This window comes from Prevotella sp. P5-126 (assembly GCF_002251185.1).
Lineage (GTDB): Bacteria > Bacteroidota > Bacteroidia > Bacteroidales > Bacteroidaceae > Prevotella.
The window spans coordinates 30675-56396 of sequence record NZ_NPIZ01000031.1; the positions used below are offsets into that span (position 1 = coordinate 30675).

Here is a 25722-nt window from a genome sequence, read left to right on the forward strand (position 1 = left end):
AAGATTTTTTTTAGATTTTCGTTAAGATTTCGAGCCTGTAAGGCGATCCATAATAAAACGCTCCTATAGAGCAACGTACTGTTGCGCATTATTAGTTGAGATTTTTGTTAAAGATTTTGTTTGCTGCCTCCCTGAATTACAGATTATTTCTTGCGAAGCAACATCTTAAAAAAGATTTCCTCCAAAGATTTCTTGCCGTAGGCAACTAAAAAATCCGTCTAAATTCTGATGATTGATTTCTGGCCACAGGCCATATTTTTATTAAAGATTTCCTCCAGGATTTAAATTCTCCTTCCATTAAAACATGTTATGCAGAGCGAAATTACAGCCAAGACGACTCCAACCGCACACACACCCATCCATCCCTCACGCATCCAAGCCAATCCGGCACAATAGGTGCCAAGAGAACCACCGATAAAATAGGTAGTCATGAAGATGGTATTGGCCCTGTTTGAAGCATGAGGCACCTCCTGAATGCAACCAATTTGATTGCTTAGCTGCAGACATTGCAAACCAATATCCACCAAGATGATAGCCACCACAAGTCCCATAAAAGTATCACCAAACAGATAGGCCGTAGCCCACGCCACCAGTTGCAGGCAAGCCCCATAAACACTCATCTTTCTTATGCCCCATTGGTTCACGAGCTTGCCCACACCGCTTGCCGCTATGGCACCAGCGATACCACACAATCCCAATGTTCCAACCATCTCGCTACCAGAGAAGAACGGCGCTTCAGCCAACCGGAAGGCAAGACACGACCAAATAGCCATCATACTGCCGAAACTGAAAGCGGCACGTATGGCATAAAGCCGTATGCGCCCGTTGCTCTTAACCATATCAAACACGCTAACCATCAATCCCCTGTATGAGCCCACATAGTTGCTTTTTATCTGCGGCATAATCTTGAGCGTAAGCACCATACACAGCACCATCACCAGAGCTGCGATGACAAACATCTCGCGCCAGCCAAGCCATTCACCGACGTAACCGCTAACCACCCTCGAAGCGAGAATACCCGTCAGCAGTCCCGACAGAACGACCCCCATATTCCTACTTTTGTTCTCCTTCTTAGAATATTGTCCTGCTATAGGTATGAAAAACTGCGGAATGACAGAGCAGGCGCCCAATAGCAGAGACGCCCCCCATATCATCCATACCCGATGGGCAACAGCAATGACGACCGCCATCACGGCAGCCACCGTCATATTCACAACAATGATGCGTCGGCGCGAGTAGAGGTCGCCCATAGGAATCAGGAAACACAAGCCAAGCGCATAGCCTATCTGCGTGACAACGGTTATGAGGTTTGCCTCATGTTGGCTCACCCCAATATCGTGACGTATCATCTCCAGCAGAGGCTGGTTGTAGTAGCAATTAGCCACAGTCAGTCCCGCAATAACAGCCATTGTGATCAACAGGCTGCGCGCTATCCCTTCATTCTCTTTCAGTTGCTTCATTTCTATTCTTATGCCAATTATCTTATTAATTTATCCATGTGGATTGTACGTGATTGCAAAATTACGAAATAAAAACATATAATCAAAAAAACTATCGTTCTTCAGAAAGACAATTCAACCACAGTATTTGTTCTCTTTCTTATAGCCTAAATATCACTTATGGGAGCAATTATATGTCACCTATTAGAGGGCAACAATATGTCACTTATGGGGGTACGTTTATATGTCACTCATGGGGTACATTCACATGTCACTTATTGGGGTACGCTTATATGTCACTCTTTGAAAGGCAATGGGTTAGGCTACCTATTTTATTAGAAATATCCTAAAAATTTTGGTGCATTCTTAACAAATAACTACTTTTGCAAAAAACATTAAGAATATGGCAAATTTCAAACTTTTCGATCCTATGACAATGGACAGCAATACGCTTCCAAATGTAGCAGGTAATTACGTTTTCCTTTTACGCAAAGGAAGTCAATTACCTAAAGTAGACATTGAGCCAAAAATACCCGAAGTCACTTTAGATGGTAATACTTATCAAGCAATCTATACCGGTATTGCAAGTGAGAATCTCAGACAGAGGGTCTACCGCACTCACTTTGTAGGCAATAACGCAAGTCGTTCAACCCTAAGAAAATCGATAGGTAGCCTTATCGGATATGATTTAATACCACGAAAAGAGGGTGATTTTAAACATAAAAAATTCAAACCGGCTGACGAAGAAAAGTTGACTGAATGGATGATGAGCAACCTGTTACTTGCCTTTGTTGAAAATGCTGACCCGGAACCGTTGGAAGAAAAACTTATCGCAGAGCTAAATCCACCTCTAAACCTTGACAAAAACACCAACATGGTGAATAAAGAGTTCAGAGCTTTGTTAAGTAAGTTGAGATGCAGACCTGTTATTGGATCTGCAGAACACTTCACTTCTTCTATGAAAACAACAATAAAAAAAACAATACCTACACAATCTTGTTATCCTATAAATGGAGGAAAAATGGTAAAAATTATCCGTAGAAACGTCAACTTTAACAGAGAAACCAACAATTTCAGATGTAAGTTTAACAATAGTTCAACCTTTGATATTTTAAGAGTAGAATGCTCTTATAATGGAGAAACAAAAGTGTATGAGATAGAGTCAAAAAACCTGACAGGTAGAGAGTCTATCACATTCTATGCCTATCAGAACAGTGAATCATTCACTATTGCATGGCAAAAAGCTGTTGCAGATTATATAAAGGAGATAAAGTTATGAACCTCTACCAAGCAGAAATAACAACAGACGCAGACTTCGTTACCATAACTGTGAATGCAGATGATGAAAACGAAGCTATTTCAATCGGAGTCGGTATGTTTGATGCTGGCAATTAGATACAGCAGGCTCTTCTATTGTAAATATCGCAGCATTTCCAGCTTGCATGTAAAAGGAAATAAATCTGAGTTTATTAGAATATTATAAAGAAAATGGGGTGACTTGGAATCATCCCATTTTCTATGAACTTGTTCTTATGACTTATGTCGCTTTTCAATATTTCGATTGTGCTTAATTTTTTGATTGTTCTTTATTTTCCAGTTCTGCCTTTTCTTTATTCATTATATCAAGCCATTTGTCAAAGCCGAGTCTTTTCCATTAAGCCCAATGCACCTTCTGCTTGATTTACTTTTCTAAACTTCTTTCCTCGATGCACAGAAATGTATATATTAGAAACAAGCTTGCGTTCGCGCGCACTAAACCTATCATTTTCTATTGCCCATCGATAGACATCAAACCATAAATGCGCTTCTATTTTATTAGCACGATTGATAATCTCCTGTTCTTCATCATCACAAGGCTCCACAATATTTCCTTCCGACGCAAGAAGGTTGCCACCAATTTTTATGGCATCCTCTAAGCTATCCTTCATATCGTTCCAACAAGCCACACTACGTGCCCATGATCTTTTCTGATTTTGCATCAAGTGTTTCTTTGCTCTACCTACAGCTCGTTGTATGTGAGCTTCCAACTCTGGTTGCAATATCTGAGCATTCCATAATCACACGGTCTTTAGGATATTCTTCCTCAAATATCTTCTTGTCATAACCAGTCAACAAGTTGCGCTCATTACCATATTGACCTCTCATGCGTTCAAAAATACCACTTCTTTCCTGTTTTTGGTACAATCTCTGTTCTACTGATTTTTGAAAATCGAGCAGAAAGTAGTTGGATTTTGATTGTAGAGCCTTGAATTGGTGCTATTTTGTTTAAAAATAGATGTAAAACGCAATAACATGGATAATTATTTCCGTAATCTTTCTTGATTATCCAAGATTACTTTTACCTTTGTAGACCAAGAAACACATGAAAGGATATGGCACGAAAGAAAACGGAATCGGCAAACAGTATTTGCTCATAGAGTACAATCCTGATGAACCTGCAGAATTAGGAGAGTGTGATATACTGAAAGCACAGAGGAAAGGCAGTGACAGGTACATTCCTTTTGTGTGTAAGATTGGAAACATAAAGGTTGGCAATAATGACTGATAAAAACAAACAACTATACCTTGATTTCGAAGCCTACGAGCGTGTGGCAGAGCCACATAAGCGCGAAAGGGCTTCGGCATGGCGCACGGCTATAGGTCTGCAAGATGTTGATGGTCTGAAGGTGTCTGACTATCTGAAAGAGACGGCTGTTAGGCATATTGAGGGCGATATTACTATCGACGATGTTCGTGAACAGTTGAAGTCGTATTATGTCAACAAAACTACGCATGATGAGGACGATGCCGAAAAGGAAGAGGCCGACCGTGTGGCTGCCAATATAGCCAAGTTACTGAGTGAGCAGTCTTTTTCGTTCACAGCATTAGAGTTTTTGAATATCCATAGGCACTTGTTTGAGGGTGTATTCAAACATGCAGGTGAGGTGCGGCCTTATGACATCAGCAAAAAGGAATGGATATTGCAGGGCGATAGCGTTGTGTATGGCCGTGCTGCCGACATTATGATGGCGTTGCGATATGATATTCAGCAAGAAAAGGACTTTAGTTATAAAGGACTGTCAACGGATGAAATTATCAGTCACATTGTAGATTTCGTCACCTTGCTATGGCAGAACCATCCGTTTCGTGAGGGCAACACACGAACAACGGCTGTGTTTGTCATCAAATATCTGCGCTCTATCGGTTTCAAGGTGGACAACGATTTGTTTGCCGACAACTCTTGGTATTTCCGCAATGCCCTTGTTCGTGCGAACTATCGCAATCCGTCAAAGGGTATAGAGCCCAACAAGTCATTCCTCATCAGGTTCTTCCGTAATTTGATGTTGGGCGAACATCATGAACTGAAGAACCGTTATATGCTGATTGGATATGCAGATGTTGGCGACACCCATACAAGTACCCGTACAAGCACCCATACAAGTTTTGACGAAACGGCATCTACGTTATCTGAAAATATAAAACGGTTAGTTGTTGCGATTGGCACATATGAAAAGAGCGTAAAGGAAATGATGGAGGCGGTCGATTTGAAGAATCGTCCCAATTTCCTTGAATATTCTCTTACACCAGCCATTACTGAAGGCTTGGTAAAAATGAAATTTCCGAACTCGCCCCGTCATCCTCGCCAGAAATATCTTCTGACCGTGAAAGGGCTAGCGGTGTATGATGAGTGTGTCAAATCAATGTAAAAAATCTGCCAGAGCTTGCTCCCCGAAGACGATCAGCCGAGGAACTCCGAGGATGCTGGGCTTGTCCAAGAACTCCTTTTGGAGTGACAGCCTGATGCGGTTTAGGAAACTGTTATATTGTAACGCTTGAAATGGATATCATTGACCTGTTTCCATGACATTCTAACCCCCGCCATTGCTTGATAGGTTACTAACGCCCCGAATGGGGCAAAATTTTCATAGCATAGAGTAATACCCTGGGGGTGCGGATTATTTAGCCTAAGTCCTGTAAGTACAAAAGTAATTCAGTTCTGCTCATTTGGCTTAACGTTAGAAGCCAGAAAGCTGCCATTCCCATCAAGTCGGGCTGTTTCTCGTCGTATTTTCGATAGTTTCTCGCTATTTTCTCGACCGACATTCGTTGCTCTTTCGTTCGTTTTTCGCCTGTTCCTCGTTCGGTCCTCGTTCGGTCTTCGATAGACTAACGAATAAGCAACGAGAGACGAACGAGAGACGAACGAGGACCTAACGAGAAGTGATCGAGAACCGAACGAGAAGCTATCGAGAACTGGTCGGGTGTTAACCGAAGAACCATGGTCCTTCTGTTGTAACCAGTTTGAGGTGTTTCGAATTGCATTTGTAAACATAATTGAGAATTTTTAATTGATAAGACTTGTGGTTTATTGCAAAGGCCTCATCCTTGTTTTGGAAATCAACCTTGGGTTCGCGTGCAAAGATACAATATCACACCCCCCGTTGTCAACCCTTTAGCCTGGATTTTAATTTTATTTAACTAATAATTTAGATTTTTTTAATGTTATAGAGACAAAATCCCATCAAAAACCACACCATTTAGATGAGAAACAATAGTTTATCAAGGTGCCGTGTATTCCGTGGATCATAGAAAATCCGAGTAACTGCTCAGAACACGACATGACATGAGATGTGAAATTGGTACTAAATGCTGTGTTTTAGCGCATGGCGTTCTCACGACTGGCGATTGGCGTTATCGTGACAGGCGATTGGCGTTATCGTGACAGGCGATTGGCGTTCTCTCCAACAGAGAGCGACATTACCATTAATTTCCACAAGACTATAATTTAGTATTTCCCACAAATACCTGGCAACAAAAAGGAGGGTGCATCATAATGGGCAATGCACCCTCCTTGTCATCTGCTGGAAGGTATCATTTGAACTTCCATTCGTCGAATGTGATATTGTTTCCTTTTAGGACAAAACAGAGGTCCATTGTGCCTGTCATATTCTTTTGAAGTTGGGATTCTATGAGTTTCATTTGCGGGGTACCGACTTTGATTGAAGCTATGACTTCTCCGTCCGGCCTATCCCGGCGGACTTCTATGATTCCGTTTCCGGATGCCTTAATTTCCAGACTGGAAGGTACTTTGTTGAATGCCACACCTCTGACAGCAATGATGCCAGTCTTGTTGGGAACGGTAACGGCATACATGTCCCCGATGCTTTTTCCATTTGTGAACTTGACACCTTGTGTGGCTGCTGTGGTTTCAGCCTGCTGGGTGATGAACGGATTCATAGGCTGTATCTGTTTTGCGCCTTTCAGAGTCTGATTACCCATGTGGATATTCACAGTATTCTCGTCAACTTGTATTTCATCGACACAAACATTACGATAACCAGCTGTTGTATTGAAACTATGTTGCAAACTCATTGTATGATAGAATACATACCATTTCCCGCGGAATTTGTTTAGATGTGTATGATTGTTGCTGTAGTCATATCCATAATCTCCAGGGTTTTTCATATAGTTGTGCTGGTATTTCCAACTTTTGGTTACCAGCGGAGTTTTGCTAGTCATGTAACTCATGCAACAGGTGGTTGGTTTCTCTGTCTGGAGAGGCCAGTCGCTAAAATCTTGCCAATCTATGTTATAAGTATAAACGTATGTGCCGTTGATGTAGTTTAATTCGTTAGCTTCGAAATGATGGGGAGCCCTGATGGGCTTTATCGGGCCATCCACACTAATCATGTCTTTTCCCAAACGCATAATGCGAGCACATCCTCCGCCTACTGTCAGCCAACCTCTTCCTTTGTCATCGATGACTACACCCGGATCGAAAGCGGCTTTGCATTCTCCTGCTATGCCGGGAGTGTTTGTATCTACCAAACTATGATTCAGCGGGCTTGACCATGGTCCTATGGGGGATGTGGATGTCAGCACTGCGGTTCCATCACCGCTATTGGAGAAATAGAGGTAGAAGTGAGTCTTGCCGTCCGCTTCCTCACGTTTTGCGATCGACGGTGCCCATGATGTTTTTATCCATGGGGCGATGCTGTCTGTTTTAATAATTCCATGATAGGTCCAGTTTGTCATGTCATCGGAAGACATCATCACCAGAGATTTGATGTATTCGTAGGAGTTTTTTCCGTAACCGCCTATTGAATCATATTGTTGCTGATCGTTTGTTGCGTACACATAAATTCTGCCATTATATTCTACTGCAGTTGGATCCGCTGTAAACATAAAATCCAGCAAGGGATTTCCATCTCCTGTGGTGAGTTTAGGGGAAACGTCCGGCATGGTTACATAAGGCACGGAATCATTTTGCAAGGACGGATTTTCTCCGGCCTGCGCATTTTGCTGGTGAGATATCAAACATGCAGCAATGACCATTGATAAAACGGAGGTCTGGATGTTTTTCTTTTTCATTGTATAATTGGTTTAAAATAGTAATATGTTCGTTTACTGGCGTGTCATCGTTTTGGGCGGATGATGACCCTTCTGTAACTCGTCAGTGCAGGAGTTCCATTGTCTGTCACTTCACAGATTATATGCAGTTCTTTTCCTGCCGCATCTTGGGGGATACGTAGAAAGGCTTTAGCTTTGTCTGCCTCTCTGATACTTACCGTTGAGGTGTAAGTACCCGCTTCCGGCATTATCCACCAATGAAAAGTCAGTTTATCTTTATCCGGGTCCGCAGATTCTGAAGCGTTTAATTGGAGTTCCTCTTCTGTTTTTGGTTCAATTATAATCGGACTCAATCCCTTTTTACCGTTTACGATGACTATCGGGTTACGGTTTCCTTTGCCGTATGCAGCCCAATCCATACGTGCTACGAAGTTGGCGAATATTGCGGGATAGAAGTATTTTTCATATTTCTCCGATATGCATTTGACTGCCGGATCTGCATTTGTGTAGCATGTTGTCAGACTGTCTGGTGACAGTCCCCATCGGAAATAGCCACCCCAACCTGCCTGGCTACATACGGTCGGATCGTTTAATCCATTTGGGGTTACATGTAGGAAAGAAGGAGTGTCGCCTTCCACTCCGTATTTGTTTTTCGGATATATTTTCCCTAGATTCCCGTGATTTTGTATATGAGTTGCGTATTCGTTCCAATTCTGGCTTCCTATGGCGTTCTGCACAATCCAGGCGCTGTCGTCCCAGAAAAAGCGGATATCCTTGCCACAAGTCTTGCGGATCCATTGATGAGAACTGAAGGCATAATCCACAGGGGGGCCTCCGCATACATCTTGGTCTGTAATTGTATAAACACACAACTTATTCACAAACTTTCTAACTTCCGTTTCGCTTCGTTCCTGCTTGACAGTCCATATCGCTTGAGCCAGTGTATTTGCACCGCCCCAAACCAAGACCCATAAGGGACGGTCGTCCTTTTCGTCAACTAAGTCGATAATCATTTTGCTGCCTTGTGAGCGATTCTTCTCTCCAAGTTTGGCTACGCCTAAATCTCTGCTGCCAAATGCAGTCCTGCTACGCAAATAGGCAACACTTGGCCAATAGCCCAACGTTTGTTTGCCAGCTTCCTTTTCTACTGGCAGAAAACCCTTTTGTCCGGATCGTTTCATTAGATTCGGTAGATCCTTCTCGTAGGCATTAATTACTTTCTGCATGTTTTCCATCCATTCGTCCGGATAACTTCTCCCGCAGTTGTTCCATCCTCCTGTCGCAATCAGTCCCTCTATTTCATAAAGGTCAGCATGGACCAGCAGGCGGACCATTGATTCCATGTCATCGGGTTCAATGTCTGTCGGTGCAATATCCGTCAGAACGACAATCCGTGGTTTCAGGGAGGAATCCGCAATTGTTTTCGCTGCAGTTTGCATTGAGCCTAGAAGCAAGGTGCCCAGCACTCCAGCGATTCCCCATTGTAGTTTAGTAGCATGTCCCATTGTCCATAATTTCGCAACACTATTATTAATTAAACTTTTTAAGCTCCTGGGCAACCAAAAATTCTTGAACAAGTCAAACGGCAGAGCCGAGCGGCCCAGAATTTTGCCATGTCGAAGAATTCACTTATTTTAGTGTTGCAAAAATAAACAAGAGAATCCGACGATAGACTTAGCAAAGTTACAAATTAAATTTGGAAACTCACTCCTTTTGGAGGATAATTTTCGGGTCATGGAGCAATTTGACTCCACATTGTCTTCTTTAATCGACTCAACCCTCGGTTTTAGGTATAGATCGTTCCGTTTCACGGCACCTTTTCTCGCCATGGCAGAGTTTAAGTGAACTGAACTCTGCTCATCTGGCTTAACGAAAACGTTCCGTTTCACGGCACTTTTTCTCGCCATGGCAGAATTAAAGCGAGCTTTATTCTGCTCATCTGGCTTAACGAAAACGTTCCATTTCATGGCACCTTTTCTCGCCATGGCAGAGTTTAAGTGAACTGAACTCTGCTCATCTGGCTTAATGAATAGTCTATAATTTACTTGCCAGCCAATAACCTACGATGACCGCTATAAGTCCACAGAAAAGACTTAATACCATATAAAGTAGCGTTAAGGATTGTTGGCCATCTCGTGCTAAAAGCAAGTTTTCGTTCATAAAGGTACTGAATGTGGTAAAACCGCCACAAAAGCCAGTAACCAACAATAGCTTAGCATTTGGCGAGAGATGTCCCCCTATTGCACATCCTGAAAGAATGCCGATAAGGAAACATCCCAATACATTGACGATGAAAGTTCCCATTGGGAAAGTGAAGGCAAGCCATTGGCTTGTGAACTTCGATACAAGATATCGAAGTCCACCGCCCAAAAAGCTTCCTACACATACCAATAATAATTGTTTCATAGCAAAATCTATCAAAGTCCTCTTGCCTTCAGCAAGCCAGAAGCATCTGGCTGTTGCATACCGGTAAAGTCTGTAAACATCAACATCTGGTCTTTGGTATTGCCTCTGCTGAGAATCTTGTCACGGAAAGCCTGACCTACGGCAGGATTCAAAGCACCATGCTTGGCAAAATAGTCAGCTACATTTACTGCCAGCACCTCTGTCCACAGATAACTGTAATAACCTGCTGCATATCCTCCACCCCATACGTGGTTGAAATACGAGGTGATGTAACGAGGCGGTATTTGGTTGTTGAGCAATCCCACTTGCTGCAACGCCTGTCTTTCAAACTCCTGGGCTTTATCGGCAGTAGGAATCTCTTGCTGGCCGATGTGGTGCCAAGCCATATCAAGACAAGTGGCAGCGAGATTCTCTCCCAAGGCATAGGTTGCATGGAAACTGATGGATTTCAACATACGCTCTTTAAGTGCCTCTGGCATGGGTTCTCCTGTCTGTGTATGGCGCGCGAAATGGTCGAACACTTCGGGTACTGTGGCAAATGACTCATTAAACTGTGAAGGCATTTCTACAAAATCGCGAGGTACGGCAGTTCCGGATAATGTGTTGTATTTGCAATCAGAGAGTATGCCATGGAGAGCATGTCCAAACTCATGGAAGAGTGTGCAGACCTCATCCCAAGTGATGAGGGTAGGCTGACCGTCCGGTGCTTTGGCAAAGTTGCACACATTATAAATGACAGGCAATTGATGACGCAGTCCGCATTGTTTGGCAAAGGCACTCATCCACGCACCGCCACGCTTTGTGGGGCGACGGAAATAGTCGCTATAGAAGAGTGCAATGGGTTTTCCATCTTTGTCGATTACCTCAAAGACCTTCATGTCGGGATGGTAGGTCGGAATATCTTTGCGCTGCTTGAAAGTCAATCCATAGGCACGATGGGCTGCATAGAAAATGCCATTGACCTGTACGCTGTCGATATTAAAATAAGGCTTGATCTCATCATCGGAAATGTTGAGTTGTTCTTTTTTCATTTTCGATGAAAAATAGAACCTGTCATAGGGTTGCAACTTAAAGTCGCTGCCCATAGTCTTTTTAGCATAGTCTTCTATCGCCTTCGTTTCCTGGTCTGCCTTTGGTGAATAATCAGCAATCAGCTGATGGAGGAAATTATATACATTGCCCGAATTTTTTGCCATGGCTTTTTCCAGAGAATAGTCAGCATAATTGTCGTAGCCCATCAACTTCGCCTTTTCAGCACGTAGTTTTGCGGTTTCAACAACAATAGAGAAAGTATTGAACTGAGGATTAGTACCATCTGCCCGGTGTATAGAAGCCTCATATACCCGACGTCGCACATCGCGATTGGCGAGGTTTGCCAAGATGGGCTGCTGTGTGGTATTGATGATCACAATACAATAAGGAGCCTTGCCTCCCCTACTCTGGGCATCTTTCTCACACTGTGCAATATCAGCCTCTGAGAGTCCAGCCAATTCGTCTTTGGTATTGATCCATACGACAGCATGATTGGTAGCATCAGACAAGAGTTTTCCCCATTGCTGACTGAGTTTTGAGAGTCGCATATTGATTTGCTTCATCCGCTCCATGTCGCTGGCAGAGAGCAGTGCGCCAGCCCTGACGAAGCCTTTATAAATGACTTCCAACAGTCTTGCATCTTCGCCCTTGAGCTGATTTTTCTCATGCTCATAGACATATTTTATGCGTTTGAAGAGTTCTGGATTGAATGTAATCTCATTTTCCAAATCAGCAAGAATCGGCGTCACCTTCTCTTCTGTATTGGCAATAACCTTTGTTTTGTGTGCGCTGGTCAGTCCGAAGAATACATTACTGATACGGTCAAGCAACACCCCACTCTCTTCATAGGGCAGGATTGTGTTTGCAAAGGTCGGTGTTTCCTTACTATTGACAATCTTCTTGATATTGTCGCGTTGAATTTTCACAGCTGCTTCAATAGCAGGCAAATAGTCTGCCTCGTTGATCACATTGAAATCGGGAGCGCCAAAAGGCAGTTTGCTTTCAATGAGCAAGGGGTTGACTCTTTCCGCTCCTGACATGGTGGTCATTGCAGAAGCTTCTGACATCAGTATGATGCCCGAAGCCAGTCCAATTGTCATAAATGTTTTGTTTAGTTTCATCATTGCCGATATATAAGAAGTTTATTTGAGTTCCTTATCGAAGAATTTCACACACTGGCGGAAGAGATGATTGCGTGTGTTTCCTCCTGCGATACTATGGTTGCGATTGGTATAAACCAATTGACTGAAATCTTTATCAGCCTGCACCAGAGCTTCTGTGTATTCTGCTGTATTTCTGAAGTGGACATTGTCGTCAGCCATTCCATGGCAGAGCAACAGACTGCCTTGCAACTGCGCAGCACGCTTGATGGGGTTGATATCGTAACCATTGGGATTCTCTTTCGGTGTACGCATGAATCGTTCGGTATAAATGGTGTCGTAATACTTCCAAGATGTTGGCGGGGCAATAGCAATACCTGCACGGAACACGCCACGTCCTTCAGACATAGACATCAACGTGTTGAAGCCTCCAAAGCTCCATCCCCAAATGGCCATTCGCTGCCCATCAACGTATTCCTGTTTTGCCAGCCACAAAGCCGCTTCCACCTGGTCATGTGATTCGAGTTCACCCATCTGCAGATATGTACACTTTTCAAATTCTGCACCTCTTGCACCTGTTCCACGTCCATCAACACAGACACACAGATAGCCACGTTGCGCCAGATATTGTTCAAGCATGGCACCTTGACCTGCCATTCCCACTCCCCATGCATTCTTGACACTCTGACTACCGGGACCGCTATATTGGAACATGATGACCGGATATTTCTTCGACGGATTGAAATCTGCAGGTTTTACCATCCATCCATTGAGGTTGACTCCATCTGCTGTGGTCAGCGTGAAGAGTTCGCGTTTACCCAAATTCATGCTCTTCAACCAACCGTTGAGTTCTCGGTTATCTACAAGTGTCGAGAGAGTTTTCCCCCGTTGGTCGCAAAGTGAGAATACGGCAGGTGTATTGATATCGCTCCACTGGTTGATGAAGTACTTGAAGCCCTTGGCAAAGATGGCGCTGTTCCATCCTTTTTTGGGTGTCAGGCAATTGCGCTTTCCATTCGAGTGAGCCACATAGACCTGTTGTTCTACGGCACCCTGTTCGTGACTTGCGTAATAGACATCTCCTGTTGCATCATCCACGCCATACACATCTGCCACGTCATAATTTCCTGTTTCTACCTGACGTAGCAATTGTCCGTTGGTATTATAGAGATACAAATGCAACCATCCGTCACGCTGACTGGGCAGAAGGATGTAACGGTTTGTCACAACGAGACTTGAAACACACTCTTCCTTGACATATTTAGCGTCACGCTCTTCTATGAGCAGTTGGCAAAGGGTTGACAAGGGGTTGACCGCATAGATGCGCAGACAATCCTGATGGCGGTTGAGTGTTGTCACCATCACCTTGGAGGCATCCCCCATCTGCTTGATGCGAGGCACATAGCCATCAGCATCAATGGGTACTTGCAACTGGCGTGTCTGACGACTTGCAATATCAAAGCTCCACACCGAGGTTGTGGCATTGTCGGCACCAGCCACAGGATACTTGTAAGTATAAGCGCCAGGATACTCATCATACTGCTTGTATTCGGGATTCAGCCCTTTGAAGAGCGGCATGCTGTACTGTTTTACCTTACTCTCATCATATTTCACCCAGACCAGCACACGGCTGTCGGCTGTAAATATCATAGAGCGGTCGTTGGCAAACTCCTCCTCATTGACCCAGTCAGGGATTCCGTTGATGATGGCATTGCGCTTTCCGTCCTTCGTCACTTGCACCTCAGCATTATCATAGAGCAATTTGACCAGAAATATGTTGCCGTCACGCACAAAAGCCACCAATGATCCATCAGGTGAGAAAAGCGGCGTCTGCTGAGGTCCGTTTTTCGACAGGGGAACCATTCTGTTGCTTCCCATATTATACAAATAGTACTCTGCTTTGAACGAGTGGCGATAAATACTTTCCGTATGCGTCTGTATCAGCATCTGCCGACCGTTGGGGCTGACCATATAACCATCGATATAATCGACGCCGGCGGTTTTCACCACATCAAGGTCGAAAAGCACCGAAACGGTCTTTCCTGTTTTAAAGGAATGACTCTCTACCTTACGTCCGTCTGACGACAGTTGCGTATAAGTCTCACCATCTTGGGCAGTTTTCACCGCTCTGATGCCATCGCCGCGGTATTGCCATTTACTGATTTCCGCAAGATTCAGATTACCTGCAAACATAGCGCTGACTAATGGAAATAATAGCACTGCAGTCCAAAAAAATCTCTTCATATCTTTTCATTGTTTTATGTTATGTATCTTTCTTGTTTTGATGTTGCGAAATTACAAAAATTCATTGTCATCACCAAATATCTTCATGTATTTTGTGGAAATGAATAGAAGATAAGGGCAACAAGTACAATTCAACAGACAAAAAGATGGTTTTTATCGTGAGATTTCATCCAACTTACTTCTTATGCTGTCAGGAAGTCTCTCCTATGAGTGTCCCAATACCCAATAAGTTTTTGGGACTTACTGAGGACTCACTACGTAGGAAGAAGGATGATAACATCCCGAACTCATCCCGACGGCATCCCGAAGCCGAGCGCTAAGACTCTCGTCAAAAGTTGCGCCCGTCAGTCAAATATAAAAAGCAGAAAGTCTGCACAAAAAAAAAGAGCCTTTCGTTTGGCAATAAGAATTATAACCTGTAAATTTGCACCTAAGAAACCCAAATACCAAAGCAACAATGACTAATAACCAAGACGCCAAAGTACCCTCATGGGAAGAACTCGTCAACTCTATCTCAACAGGAAGTTCACATCCCGAAGCAACTTGTTGGGAAATATACAGATACCTGCGCCAAAACTACAAAACCATTGGCTCAGAAACTTCACGCACTTTATTATTTGCTTACATCAAACTGCGCACCGACAAACCGTCACTCATCAATTCCTGTATGATGGATATGGCGGTTAAGATTAGCACAACCTATACAGACTTTCAACTGCCTCGCTTTCTCGACATGTGTAACCACACTTCCTGTCTGAGAGATGAGGACCGCCAAAAACAAAAAGGCAAAGACGGAAAACTGTACCTATCCCTACAAGAACGAATAGATCGGGCCTTGCAATCCTACAGACTGCATCATCCTGAGGCACGCAATGAAAACTCCAACGATATTATAAGCATGTACGCAGTATCGTTGTTTGAGAAAATCAAAGCAGGACGCACCTGCCGGTTTGTCAAAATGGTTGCAGCAAATGGTATGTCGCTGATTGCAGACAGCCACCAATTCCCTTGCCGGCCTTACGAAATCATCGGAAAGGTTTACGATGTTTCCGTCGCGTCCAGCAAAGAAGGCAACAAAAGGATTGTCGAGATTGCAGCCTCAACAAAAGCGCCAAGCCACGTCTTTCCTATAAGAACCGGATATATCGACGGAATTGACGAGACATACGGACACATCCACATCTTTGACAATATGTCACACCATTACGTTGCCGACAGAAAAACAATTACCGCAACACTACCTGCACGAACAACCGTTCAAAAAGGAATGTTCATCCAATTCTGTCCTATTATCAGCAACGGAGACCCATTCAAGTCGGCAGCAATCGTCAATATTTTAGACCGCTACAAAGGACACGAATCCTTTGGATCCTATTCTGCAAAGATCACATACGCAAATCCCGCACAACATTACATCAGATACGCCATCCTGTCAGACATTCCAACCACTCCCGAAGGCACCATCTCCAAAGAAGGCTTCGCCAGTACATCAACAATGAAACCGGATATGGAAAAAGAAATGACCGTAGGGAAAGACATCCAACTGATTCTATTCCTCAAGCGCGGAATAAACGGTCAGAAAAGCAACCACGTGGCTGAGATTTATTAGTCAATATTCCTTTTTACGCCCATTTTCATGCTTTAAAACCGTTTTCTGCAAGTACTATACACCTTTTATATAAAGAAAACAACGTTTTTCTTTTGATATTCCGTAGGATTGCAGTACCTTTGCAAGCTAAAAGCACTATTTTAAACAGAGAATGAGTAAATACCAAAATAAAACATTCCCTCTAATTGCTGATATAGAGGGAGATTACAAAGATTTAACAAGCATCGAAGTACCGGAAGTCTTGCCAGTATTGACAGTACGCAACGTTGTAATGTTTCCGGGAGTTGTCAACCCCATCCTCGTGGGACGGGACCAGAGTCTTAAACTACTCAAGAAAGCAGAGAAAGAAGACTCACTCTTTGCCGTATGCTGCCAGTATTCAGCCAATACGGAATTTCCATCCCACAACGACATCTACAAGATTGGAGTAATGGCCAAACTCGTAAGGATTATCAGTTTGCCTAACAACAAGGTCACCGCCATCGTGCAGGGACTACGACGCATCGTATTGGGTGATGAAATACCCAACGACAACTTCATGCTTTCACACGTACTCCCATACGATGAGAAAATCCCAGAACAGGACGATACTGAGTTCAACACAGCCATAGGCACCCTGCGCGACGTTACAACAGAGTTTATCGACATGAACGATGAAATGCCCGATGAAGCATCATTCTCCGTGAGAAACATCGGCAACAACCTCATCGCGCTCAACTACATCTGTAGCAACTTTGTGGAAAACGTAAGCGAACGCATAGACCTTCTGAACACCTCAAACCTCAAGGATCGCCTCTTCATGATGATCAAACACATGAACAAGCAGCAAGAATTGCAGACCTTGAAACTTGAAATTCGCAAGAAGACCCACGAAGACCTCGACGAGCAACAGCGCAACTACTTCCTCCAGCAACAGATCAAGAACATTCAGGCTGAAATGGGCAATGAGGCTTCGCCTGAAAAGAAAGACCTGCTGGAAAAAGCTGCCAAAAAGAAATGGAGCAACGAAACCGCCAAAGTATTCAAGCGCGAGATGGAGAAACTCGATCAGCTCAACCCACAAAGTCCGGACTACAACATCCAACTAACGTACCTCCAGACTCTTGTTTCGCTGCCATGGAACGAATACACCAAGGATGACCTCAATCTGAAGCGTGCACAACGAATCCTTGACCGCGACCACTACGGCATGGAGAAAGTCAAGGAGAGAATACTCGAATACATCGCTGTGCTCTCGCTCAGAGGCAATCTCAAGTCGCCTATCCTTTGCCTCTACGGCCCTCCAGGAGTCGGAAAAACCAGTCTGGGCAAATCCATCGCCGACGCACTAAACAGAAAATACGTGCGCGTCTCACTTGGAGGACTACACGACGAAGCTGAAATACGCGGACACCGTAGAACCTACATTGGAGCCATGCCCGGACGCATCATCAAAAACATGCAGAAGGCAGGGACTGGTAATCCCGTATTCATACTCGACGAAATAGACAAGGTGACGCAGAATACCCATAACGGCGATCCTGCCTCAGCACTTCTCGAAGTACTCGATCCTGAGCAAAACAATGCCTTCCACGACAACTATCTCGATCTGGACTACGACCTGTCGAAAGTCATGTTTATTGCAACGGCCAACAATCTCGGCACCATTCCCAAACCCCTACTCGACCGCATGGAAATCATCGAAGTAAGTGGCTATATTACCGAAGAGAAACAAGAGATTGCTAAGCGACACCTCATTCCACGCGAAAAAGAGAATACGGGACTGGCAGACAGCCGACTCACCTTCACCAAGGCTGCCACAGAGAAAATCATCGAGCAATATACGCGGGAAAGTGGTGTGCGCCAACTGGAGAAACAAATCAACAAGGCCTTGCGCAAAATAGCCTTTAAAGTGGCGGAAAGCGGAACCCTGCCTTTCTCTAAAATCACTCCCGTTGAACTCGAAGGACTGTTGGGCAAACCACCTTACTATCGCGACATCTATCAAGGCAACAGCTATGCAGGAGTGGTCACAGGACTCGCATGGACAAGCGTTGGCGGCGAAATCCTCTTCATCGAAACCTCACTCTCGAAAGGAAAGGGTGCAAAACTCACGCTGACAGGAAACCTCGGTGACGTCATGAAAGAAAGTGCCATTCTCGCTCTTGAATATGTAAAAGCACACGCAGATACACTTCATATCGATTATCGCATTTTCGACAACTGGAACATACACATCCACGTTCCAGAAGGTGCGACGCCCAAGGACGGACCATCAGCAGGAATCACCATTGCAACCAGCATCGCCTCTGCCCTGACCCAACGTAAAGTGCGTCGCAACACAGCCATGACCGGTGAAATAACGCTTCGAGGAAAAGTTCTTCCCGTTGGCGGCATCAAGGAGAAGATCCTCGCTGCCAAACGTGCCGGAATCACAGACATTCTGATGTGTCAGGAAAACCGCAAGGACATTGAAGAGATTCCTGAAGTTTATCTCAAAGGCGTAGAATTCCATTATGTCGAAAACGTACAAGACGTATGGAACTTCGCATTAACAGACGAGATAGTAGATAACCCATTGGACTTCACCATCCAAGACGACAACAAAGACAGCAAATGACATTTGAACTGCAACATACAGATTCTGCCAGCGACGCACGAGCAGGCCTTATCACCACAGACCACGGACAGATCAAGACGCCAATCTTCATGCCCGTAGGAACCGTTGGAAGCGTCAAAGGCGTACATTTCTCAGAACTCCGCGAACAAGTCAAGGCACAGATTATACTTGGAAACACTTATCATCTCTACCTTCGACCAGGACTGGAAGTGCTCCGTCAGGCAGGCGGACTCCATCAATTCAACACATGGGACCGCCCTATCCTAACCGACTCCGGCGGTTTCCAGGTATTCTCACTGACTGGCATACGAAAACTCCGCGAGGAAGGCTGCGAATTCCGTTCACACATCGACGGTTCCAAACACTTCTTTACTCCTGAAAATGTGATGGATACCGAACGCGTGATAGGAGCAGACATCATGATGGCCTTCGACGAATGTCCACCAGGACAAAGCGACTATAACTATGCCAAGAAATCGCTCATGATGACCCAACGCTGGCTCGACCGATGCATCAAGCGACTCGACGAAACCGAACCACTTTACGGCTATCGTCAAAGTCTCTTCCCTATCGTACAAGGCTGCACCTATAAAGACCTCCGCCGAGAGGCTGCCAAATTTGTGGCAGACAAGGGTGCCGACGGAAATGCTATCGGAGGATTAGCTGTCGGCGAACCCACAGAAGTGATGTACGAGATGATTGAAGTGGTCAATGAGATACTGCCTAAAGACAAGCCTCGCTACCTGATGGGTGTAGGAACGCCACAGAACATTCTCGAAGCCATCGAACGTGGTGTTGACATGTTTGACTGCGTCATGCCCACTCGCAACGGCCGTAATGCCATGCTGTTCACCTATGAGGGCACAATGAACATGCGCAACAAGAAATGGGAGGCAGACTTCTCGCCCATTGATCCCGACGGCTGCGACATCGACCGCATACACACCAAAGCATACCTCCACCACCTGTTCAAGGCTCAAGAGTTACTTGCCATGCAGATTGCCAGCATACACAATCTGGCATTCTACCTGCGCCTTGTGACCGACGCACGCCAACACATCGAACAGGGTGACTTCGTGCAATGGAAACGCTCGGTGATTGACAACCTTGGTCGTCGAAGATAAGAACCCTACAGACACACTTACCGATGAAGAGAAAACTCAAAGAAATAGCTGCACGTATCAGACGCATCTGGTTGCGCCTGCTCATCCTGCTTCATCCCATCATCAAATGGCTCAGGAAACTCCCCTGGCACAAATTGCGATGGATGAAGAAATGCAATCCGCTGCATTACATCAAGCGCATCGACTGGTACATCATCAAGAAGTTCATTGGCACATACATCTACTCCATTGCACTCATCATCTCGATATCTATCGTGTTTGACGTCAATGACAACCTCACCAAGTTCACCAACTATCACGCACCATTGCGTGCTATTGTGTTCGACTACTATGCCAACTTCATCCCCTATTTTGCCAATCTTTTCTCGCCACTATTCGTTTTCATAGCGGTCATCTTCTTCACCTCTAAACTGGCAGGCAACTCAGAGATTATTGCCATGTTGGCGTGCGGAATGAGTTTCAAGCGCTTGCTCCGCCCCTATATTATCTCTGCAGCACTCATCGCCTTGCTCAACTTCTATCTTGGCGCTTACGTCATCCCTAAAGGAACGGTAGTCCGCCATGACTTTGAATCTCTCTATAAGAATAATAAGAAGAATACATCGGCAAGCAATATTCAGTTGATGGTGGATAAAGGTGTCGTCGCTTATATTTCACAATACGATGATGTCCACAAGACCGGATTCGGCTTTTCACTCTACAAATTTGAAAACAAGAAGATGGTAAGCCACATGACTGCCAGCGTTATTCAATACGACACGATTTCTGATTCACGCTACCATTGGAAAGCTCGCAGTTACAAGATTCGTAAACTGAAAGGTTTGAGAGAGGAAATTCAAAGTGGCATGGAACTCGACACCCTGATCCAAATGGAACCGATGGACCTCATCTTCTCCAAAGGTCAGCAGGAAACGTTCACCTCTCCTGAACTCAGGCAATACATCTCGAAACAACAGTCTCGCGGTTCAAGCAATGTTGTACAATATGAGGTAGAATACCACAAGCGTATCGCCTCATCATTCGCCTCCTTTATCCTTACCATTATAGGTGTTTCACTATCTTCAAGAAAACGAAAAGGCGGCATGGGACTATACTTAGGCATTGGCCTCGCATTATCATTCGCCTATATTCTTCTACAAACGGTATGTGCCACCTTCGCTATCAATGCTGACACACCACCGGCATTAGCCGCATGGATTCCAAACATTCTCTATGTGTTTATAGCATACTATTGCTACCGACACGCCCCTAACTAATACATTATTAATTTAAAATAGGAAAAGTGACATTCGAAGAAACATACCTCAACGATAATATCCTCGACGCGCTCTATGACATGCGCTTCGAGGAAATGACTCCCATCCAGGAACAATGCATTCCGCAAATTCTCGACGGGCGCGACCTTATTGGTGTCGCCCAGACAGGAACAGGAAAGACGGCAGCCTATCTCCTGCCTGTACTCAGCATGCTTGACGATGGTGGTTTCCCACACGATGCTGTCAATTGCATCGTCATGTCTCCGACTCGCGAACTTGCCCAACAGATAGACCAAGCCATGCAAGGCTTCGGCTATTATCTCAACGATGTGTCGAGTGTTGCCATCTATGGCGGAAACGATGGTTCTCGCTTTGACCAAGAGACCAAGGGACTTAAAATGGGCGCCGATGTGATTATTGCCACTCCAGGACGTCTCCTGTCCCATATTCGCATGGGACATGTAGATCTCTCCCGTCTTTCATTCTTCATCCTCGACGAAGCCGACCGCATGTTGGACATGGGATTCTCTGACGATATCCTGCAGATTGCCAAACTGCTGCCCGACAATCACCAGACCATCATGTTCTCTGCCACCATGCCCGACAAAATTCAGCAATTGGCACGTACACTTTTGACCAACCCTGTCGAGGTGAAGATTGCCGTATCAAAACCGGCAGAAAAGATTCAGCAGTCAGCATACGTATGCTACGAACCGCAGAAGATCAACATCATCCGCCATCTCTTCAAGGCAGGAGAACTTCAACGAGTCATCATCTTCTCCGGCAAGAAAGACAAGGTAAAGGACATTACTCGCGAACTCAAACGCATGAACATCAACTGCGCACCCATGCACAGCGACCTCAGCCAGCAGGAGCGCGACGATGTCATGTATCGGTTCAAGACGGGTCAGGTAGATGTGCTCGTTGCAACAGACATTGTGTCGCGAGGCATTGATATTGACGACATCTTGATGGTCATCAACTACGATGTACCTCATGATGCAGAAGACTACGTCCATCGCATCGGACGCACAGCACGTGCGCAACGCGATGGTGTTGCCATCACTTTTGTCTCTGAATTGGACATGCGTGCCTTTGCCGACATAGAGCGTTTCCTTGAAAAGGAAATTGTCAAGATTCCTATCCCTGAAGGATTGGGCGAAGGTCCTAAATACGAGCCCAATGCACCACGTAAGAACACGCGCGGTCGTGGTGGTCGCAGCAACAACCGTAAGCCTAACGGCAACAAAACTCGCAACAAGCGACGCAGCACCAAGCCATCGTCAGGTGAGCAACCTTCCGTAAAATCTTCCCAAGACTCTGTGACAAGCACACAGTCGAAAGACGGACAACAGAAGCGCAAACGTAGGAGGTCCAATGGCAATCACCACAAGAAATCCAATACGCCTCAAAGCAAGACCACTCCTGCCACACCAAAGTCTGAAGCTTGATTGCCTCTTTACGGTAAAAAATTGCTTTGCAGCAAACAATAAGAACTTACGATAAACTATAAAAATCATCCCGTTGGACTTGTCCTCTCCAGACACTCCAACGGGATGATTGTCTTCATGTGGTTTCCACAACCTCTATGCGTTTCGCTCAACCATTTTACTTATAACATTCTCTTATGCGCTGAGCCAAAACGCGTTATGACAGTCGGGAATCATATCAATCCATAGCTGTTACTTCACCGTCGCAACAGAGAAATAGTGTTCTCGTAAAGGTTTGGTTATTTTCTTACCTTTAAGAACTATAGTTTGCTTCAGTCTGATGTCCTGTGAAGAAGAAGCCACCTTAACTTCATATTTACCAGGATCAACATTCCATTGACGCTTTCCATTGTTCGAATAATAGCCAAACTGCTCGGTATAAAGTTTAATCCCAACAGTTTTTGTTTCTCCAGGTTCAAGCGTCACACGTGCAAATCCTTGCAATTGTATCGGTCGGATTTGTTGCTTTTTGTCTGTTGGAGAGAGATAAATCTGCGCCACCTCATCGGCTCTCATCTTTCCTACATTAGTCAAGGAAAATGTCAATTCCACCGCATCGTTATCAGTAGGACACTCCTTTACCATGTTCAGATTTCCATACGAGAACTGCGTATAAGACAGTCCGTATCCAAACGGCCATTCTATGCGTTCATCCAGTTCGATTTTCTCATTATAACAGATTGGTTCATCTATTTCCGTGTTGGGATAGCTCACCGACAATTTTGCAGACGGCGAAATTCTACCATAAAGGATGTCTGCTACCGCATGACCACCCTCTTCACCAGGGTACCATGCTTGTATGACAGCAGCGCATCTCTTAGAGATTTTCGAGATAATCTGTGCACGTCCTCCAAAGACAACGAGCACAACAGGTTTTCCTGTTGCCAGCAGTTTTTCCACAAATTCCTCCTGCTTTCCAGGTAAGCGTAAACTTTGTCTGTCTCTGTTTTCTCCGCAAAGCATTACATTTTCACCCACCGCAGCGATAATCACATCACTTTCGCGAGCCATGTCCAACGCCACTTTTTGATCAGCTTTCTCCCCAGAATCCACCTTACGGTGCAACAACTGGTATTCCCATGCACGCTTGTCACCTGTCTCTGCATATTTCGTCTCTATCTCTTCCGTCCAGTCGCATCCCCGAGCATAAGCCACGTCAACCCCTTCTGGTTTACGAGTTTCCATAGCCTCCTTCAGTTTCACGATCTTCGGCAGATTCTTGTCGCTCCACTGTTTCTGCCATCCTTTCCAGAAGTAGAACATGCTTGGGAAAGAATAGTCTCCACACATCGCCCACATAGAATTGGCATTAGGCCCTGTCAGCAGAACCCTTTTGACATTTTTCAAAGGCAACACCCCATTGTTTTCAAGCAACACAACAGACTGTGTGGCAATATCGTATGCCGTTTTTCTTTCTTCCTCCGAATCAAGCACCACTTCATCATCGCTATAGAGATAACGATTCTCGTCCATCATTCCTGCCTGTATTTTGAAACGTATGACATTCTTGACAGCCCGTTCCACGACTTCTGGTTTCACCAGTTTTTTCTCAATTGCCTCTTGCAAATATTTATAGTTGTCGCCTTTTGGAAAATCAACATCGTTTCCCCCATTAATCGCAGCAACCGCTTTTTCCAGTGGAGTGTCAAGGTTGGGAATCTGGTCAATGGCGGTATAGTCGCTCACCACCATCCCTTTGAATCCAAGGTATCCTCTTAGAATATCATTCAAGATTTCGCTGTTAGCCACACATTTTGTACCGTGTACTGCATGATATCCAGGCATGATGACTTGACTTCCCGCCAGTCGGATCATCGTCTCGTGAGGCAATAGAATTTCTTCCATCATCACCTTTTCGTCAGCATCTCCTCCGCCACCATATCCAAGATAATGCTTCGAGCACACTCCCACTCCTTTCTTCAGGTCACCCATCTGCAACCCTTTAGCAAATGCCGTACCCATCATGGCCGAGAGATACGCATCTTCACCATAGGATTCTTCAAGCCGGTTGAAAGACGGTATTCTACACACATCCACCATAGGCGACAGTGACAGAATGCCTCCCATCCTTCGCAAGTCGTTTGCAGTCTGTTTGGTTTTCAGTTCAGCCAATTCAGTATTAAAGGAACAAGCCTGTCCGATTTGCTGCGGATAGATTGTTGCATCTTGCGTATTAACTCCCGATAGCACTTCTTCATGAAACAAAGCAGGAATGCCGTTCGGTGTGTTCTTTATAATCCATTGCTGCAAGGCAACAACTTTTTTTCTGATGTTATCAGCAGATTCAAGATTCTGACTTGCATATTGTGAGAAGTGTCCGATACCGTTAGGAATGATTTTCCGGCATTGTGCCGTATCCAGCTGACCATTCTGATCAAACAAGTCATCCATATAGATACTTCTCAACTGTGCGAGGCGTTCCTCTTGCGACATTCGTCCGTAGAGTTCATCAACCTGTTGTTCTATTCCCTTCTGCTGGTTGCAAGCCACCAACATCGTAGTGCACGCCATAGTGGCCATAATTTTCATTTTACCCATACCACATAATCGCTTTTACGTTCAACCTGTGGTTTCAAAGCATCAGGCGCAGCATATCCCACAATACAATTTCCAATACCCTCATATTCATCCTTTATTCCGAGTTCCTGAAGGATTTGTTTTCCCTCTTCCGTCTCGAAGGTCTCCTTAGCCCGATGAATCCAGCAGGAGCCCAATCCCAGACTTTGTGCTGCAATCATCATATTTTCCATGACGAGAGTACCGTCATATACTCGTGTTGCCACATCCTTTTTAGCAAGCACCACCAGAACGACAGGAGCTCCATAGAACGGGTCAGCATGTCCGCTGGTTGTATTCATGTTTCTTGCCATGACGATATCGAGGTTTATCCTGCTCAACCTATCTCTCATTTCTTTGTTAGTCACAGCCAGTATGATAGCCGCTTGTTTGTTCATTCCCGAAGGAGCATAGGTTCCAGCTTTGACAATTTGTTCTATGAGTTCATCAGGAACACTTTTAGCCATATACTTCTTTACGCTTCTCCTTTCGATGATGTCTTGAATAGTTTTGTTCATAATCGGTAGTTTATTGTTA

The 25722-nt window shown here is 44.8% G+C and carries 17 protein-coding genes and 1 pseudogene; 9 read left to right on the forward strand and 9 right to left on the reverse strand.

Annotated elements, in window-relative coordinates; genetic code table 11:
- Positions 1-281: 281 nt before the first annotated feature.
- Positions 282-1460: an MFS transporter gene (locus CIK90_RS02715; RefSeq protein WP_094464293.1), complete on the reverse strand. Its 1179-nt coding sequence runs from the start codon at positions 1458-1460 to the stop codon at positions 282-284.
- Positions 1461-1842: 382 nt separating this feature from the next.
- Here CIK90_RS02715 and CIK90_RS02720 point away from each other — a divergent pair, with 382 nt between their 5' ends.
- Positions 1843-2718, forward strand: coding sequence for a GIY-YIG nuclease family protein (locus CIK90_RS02720; protein WP_094464294.1), 876 nt, complete (start codon positions 1843-1845; stop codon positions 2716-2718).
- A 355-nt stretch (positions 2719-3073) separates the two neighbouring features.
- On the opposite strand, the gene CIK90_RS02725 is transcribed toward CIK90_RS02720, so the two are convergent.
- Positions 3074-3418 (reverse strand): hypothetical protein, encoded by a 345-nt coding sequence (locus CIK90_RS02725; RefSeq protein ID WP_144007205.1) that lies wholly within the window; start codon positions 3416-3418, stop codon positions 3074-3076.
- Between the two features lie 383 nt (positions 3419-3801).
- Between CIK90_RS02725 and CIK90_RS02730 the strand changes: the two genes are divergently transcribed.
- Positions 3802-3984 (forward strand): hypothetical protein, encoded by a 183-nt coding sequence (locus CIK90_RS02730; protein ID WP_094391077.1) that lies wholly within the window; start codon positions 3802-3804, stop codon positions 3982-3984.
- On the forward strand, positions 3977-5125 hold the full coding sequence (locus tag CIK90_RS02735; protein ID WP_094464296.1) for a Fic family protein: 1149 nt from the start codon (positions 3977-3979) through the stop codon (positions 5123-5125). The genes CIK90_RS02730 and CIK90_RS02735 overlap by 8 nt, the downstream gene beginning before the upstream one ends.
- Before the next feature lie 1165 nt (positions 5126-6290).
- Here the strand turns inward: CIK90_RS02735 and CIK90_RS02740 are convergent.
- Both CIK90_RS02740 and CIK90_RS02745 read right to left on the reverse strand, forming a co-directional pair.
- Positions 6291-7790, reverse strand: coding sequence for a glycoside hydrolase family 43 protein (locus tag CIK90_RS02740; RefSeq protein WP_254046257.1), 1500 nt, complete (start codon positions 7788-7790; stop codon positions 6291-6293).
- Positions 7791-7834: 44 nt separating this feature from the next.
- Positions 7835-9274: a DUF1593 domain-containing protein gene (locus CIK90_RS02745; RefSeq protein WP_094464297.1), complete on the reverse strand. Its 1440-nt coding sequence runs from the start codon at positions 9272-9274 to the stop codon at positions 7835-7837.
- 163 nt (positions 9275-9437) lie between these two features.
- Here CIK90_RS02745 and CIK90_RS14615 point away from each other — a divergent pair.
- Positions 9438-9578 (forward strand): annotated as a pseudogene (locus CIK90_RS14615) (IS1380 family transposase); the annotation flags it as partial.
- Between the two features lie 225 nt (positions 9579-9803).
- Here the strand turns inward: CIK90_RS14615 and crcB are convergent.
- From crcB to CIK90_RS02765, 3 genes are read right to left on the reverse strand one after another with little or no spacing between them, the layout of a single operon-like run.
- A complete protein-coding gene (gene crcB, locus CIK90_RS02755; RefSeq protein ID WP_094433963.1) occupies positions 9804-10175 on the reverse strand; it encodes a fluoride efflux transporter CrcB in 372 nt (123 codons plus the stop codon).
- An 11-nt stretch (positions 10176-10186) separates the two neighbouring features.
- Positions 10187-12328: a M3 family metallopeptidase gene (locus tag CIK90_RS02760; RefSeq protein ID WP_371595901.1), complete on the reverse strand. Its 2142-nt coding sequence runs from the start codon at positions 12326-12328 to the stop codon at positions 10187-10189.
- A gap of 21 nt (positions 12329-12349) precedes the next feature.
- Entirely contained in the window at positions 12350-14551 is a 2202-nt protein-coding gene (locus tag CIK90_RS02765; RefSeq protein WP_094464300.1) for a S9 family peptidase, read from the reverse strand.
- Between the two features lie 457 nt (positions 14552-15008).
- On the opposite strand from CIK90_RS02765, the gene CIK90_RS02770 reads away from it, so the two are divergent.
- From CIK90_RS02770 to CIK90_RS02790, 5 genes are all read left to right on the forward strand, one after another.
- Positions 15009-16160 carry a hypothetical protein gene (locus CIK90_RS02770; RefSeq protein ID WP_094464301.1) on the forward strand — a complete coding sequence of 384 codons (1152 nt, stop codon included), beginning with the start codon at positions 15009-15011 and terminating at the stop codon, positions 16158-16160.
- Positions 16161-16311: 151 nt separating this feature from the next.
- Entirely contained in the window at positions 16312-18759 is a 2448-nt protein-coding gene (gene lon, locus CIK90_RS02775; protein ID WP_094464302.1) for an endopeptidase La, read from the forward strand.
- Positions 18756-19883 carry a tRNA guanosine(34) transglycosylase Tgt gene (gene tgt, locus CIK90_RS02780; RefSeq protein ID WP_094464303.1) on the forward strand — a complete coding sequence of 376 codons (1128 nt, stop codon included), beginning with the start codon at positions 18756-18758 and terminating at the stop codon, positions 19881-19883. The genes lon and tgt overlap by 4 nt, the downstream gene beginning before the upstream one ends.
- 23 nt (positions 19884-19906) lie before the next feature.
- Positions 19907-21139: an LptF/LptG family permease gene (locus CIK90_RS02785; RefSeq protein ID WP_094391799.1), complete on the forward strand. Its 1233-nt coding sequence runs from the start codon at positions 19907-19909 to the stop codon at positions 21137-21139.
- Between the two features lie 80 nt (positions 21140-21219).
- On the forward strand, positions 21220-22590 hold the full coding sequence (locus tag CIK90_RS02790; protein WP_371595902.1) for a DEAD/DEAH box helicase: 1371 nt from the start codon (positions 21220-21222) through the stop codon (positions 22588-22590).
- A 231-nt stretch (positions 22591-22821) separates the two neighbouring features.
- Here CIK90_RS02790 and CIK90_RS02795 read toward each other — a convergent pair whose 3' ends face one another.
- Entirely contained in the window at positions 22822-25167 is a 2346-nt protein-coding gene (locus CIK90_RS02795) for a glycoside hydrolase family 3 C-terminal domain-containing protein (protein WP_094464305.1), read from the reverse strand.
- A complete protein-coding gene (locus CIK90_RS02800) occupies positions 25155-25703 on the reverse strand; it encodes a nitroreductase (RefSeq protein ID WP_094391802.1) in 549 nt (182 codons plus the stop codon). The genes CIK90_RS02795 and CIK90_RS02800 overlap by 13 nt, the downstream gene beginning before the upstream one ends.
- Positions 25704-25722 lie beyond the last annotated feature (19 nt).

What these genes read in the sequence shown, in the direction of transcription:
- CIK90_RS02790 (WP_371595902.1), top strand. Translation starts at nt 21,220, where the DNA reads ATGCGCTTCGAGGAAATGACTCCCATCCAGGAACAATGCATTCCGCAA.
- CIK90_RS02770 (WP_094464301.1), top strand. Translation starts at nt 15,009, where the DNA reads ATGACTAATAACCAAGACGCCAAAGTACCCTCATGGGAAGAACTCGTC.
- CIK90_RS02735 (WP_094464296.1), top strand. Translation starts at nt 3,977, where the DNA reads ATGACTGATAAAAACAAACAACTATACCTTGATTTCGAAGCCTACGAG.
- tgt (WP_094464303.1), top strand. Translation starts at nt 18,756, where the DNA reads ATGACATTTGAACTGCAACATACAGATTCTGCCAGCGACGCACGAGCA.
- CIK90_RS02760 (WP_371595901.1), bottom strand. Translation starts at nt 12,328, where the DNA reads ATGAAACTAAACAAAACATTTATGACAATTGGACTGGCTTCGGGCATC.
- CIK90_RS02745 (WP_094464297.1), bottom strand. Translation starts at nt 9,274, where the DNA reads ATGGGACATGCTACTAAACTACAATGGGGAATCGCTGGAGTGCTGGGC.
- lon (WP_094464302.1), top strand. Translation starts at nt 16,312, where the DNA reads ATGAGTAAATACCAAAATAAAACATTCCCTCTAATTGCTGATATAGAG.
- CIK90_RS02730 (WP_094391077.1), top strand. Translation starts at nt 3,802, where the DNA reads ATGAAAGGATATGGCACGAAAGAAAACGGAATCGGCAAACAGTATTTG.
- CIK90_RS02715 (WP_094464293.1), bottom strand. Translation starts at nt 1,460, where the DNA reads ATGAAGCAACTGAAAGAGAATGAAGGGATAGCGCGCAGCCTGTTGATC.
- crcB (WP_094433963.1), bottom strand. Translation starts at nt 10,175, where the DNA reads ATGAAACAATTATTATTGGTATGTGTAGGAAGCTTTTTGGGCGGTGGA.
- CIK90_RS02795 (WP_094464305.1), bottom strand. Translation starts at nt 25,167, where the DNA reads ATGGGTAAAATGAAAATTATGGCCACTATGGCGTGCACTACGATGTTG.
- CIK90_RS02765 (WP_094464300.1), bottom strand. Translation starts at nt 14,551, where the DNA reads ATGAAGAGATTTTTTTGGACTGCAGTGCTATTATTTCCATTAGTCAGC.
- CIK90_RS02740 (WP_254046257.1), bottom strand. Translation starts at nt 7,790, where the DNA reads ATGAAAAAGAAAAACATCCAGACCTCCGTTTTATCAATGGTCATTGCT.
- CIK90_RS02725 (WP_144007205.1), bottom strand. Translation starts at nt 3,418, where the DNA reads ATGCAAAATCAGAAAAGATCATGGGCACGTAGTGTGGCTTGTTGGAAC.
- CIK90_RS02785 (WP_094391799.1), top strand. Translation starts at nt 19,907, where the DNA reads ATGAAGAGAAAACTCAAAGAAATAGCTGCACGTATCAGACGCATCTGG.
- CIK90_RS02720 (WP_094464294.1), top strand. Translation starts at nt 1,843, where the DNA reads ATGGCAAATTTCAAACTTTTCGATCCTATGACAATGGACAGCAATACG.
- CIK90_RS02800 (WP_094391802.1), bottom strand. Translation starts at nt 25,703, where the DNA reads ATGAACAAAACTATTCAAGACATCATCGAAAGGAGAAGCGTAAAGAAG.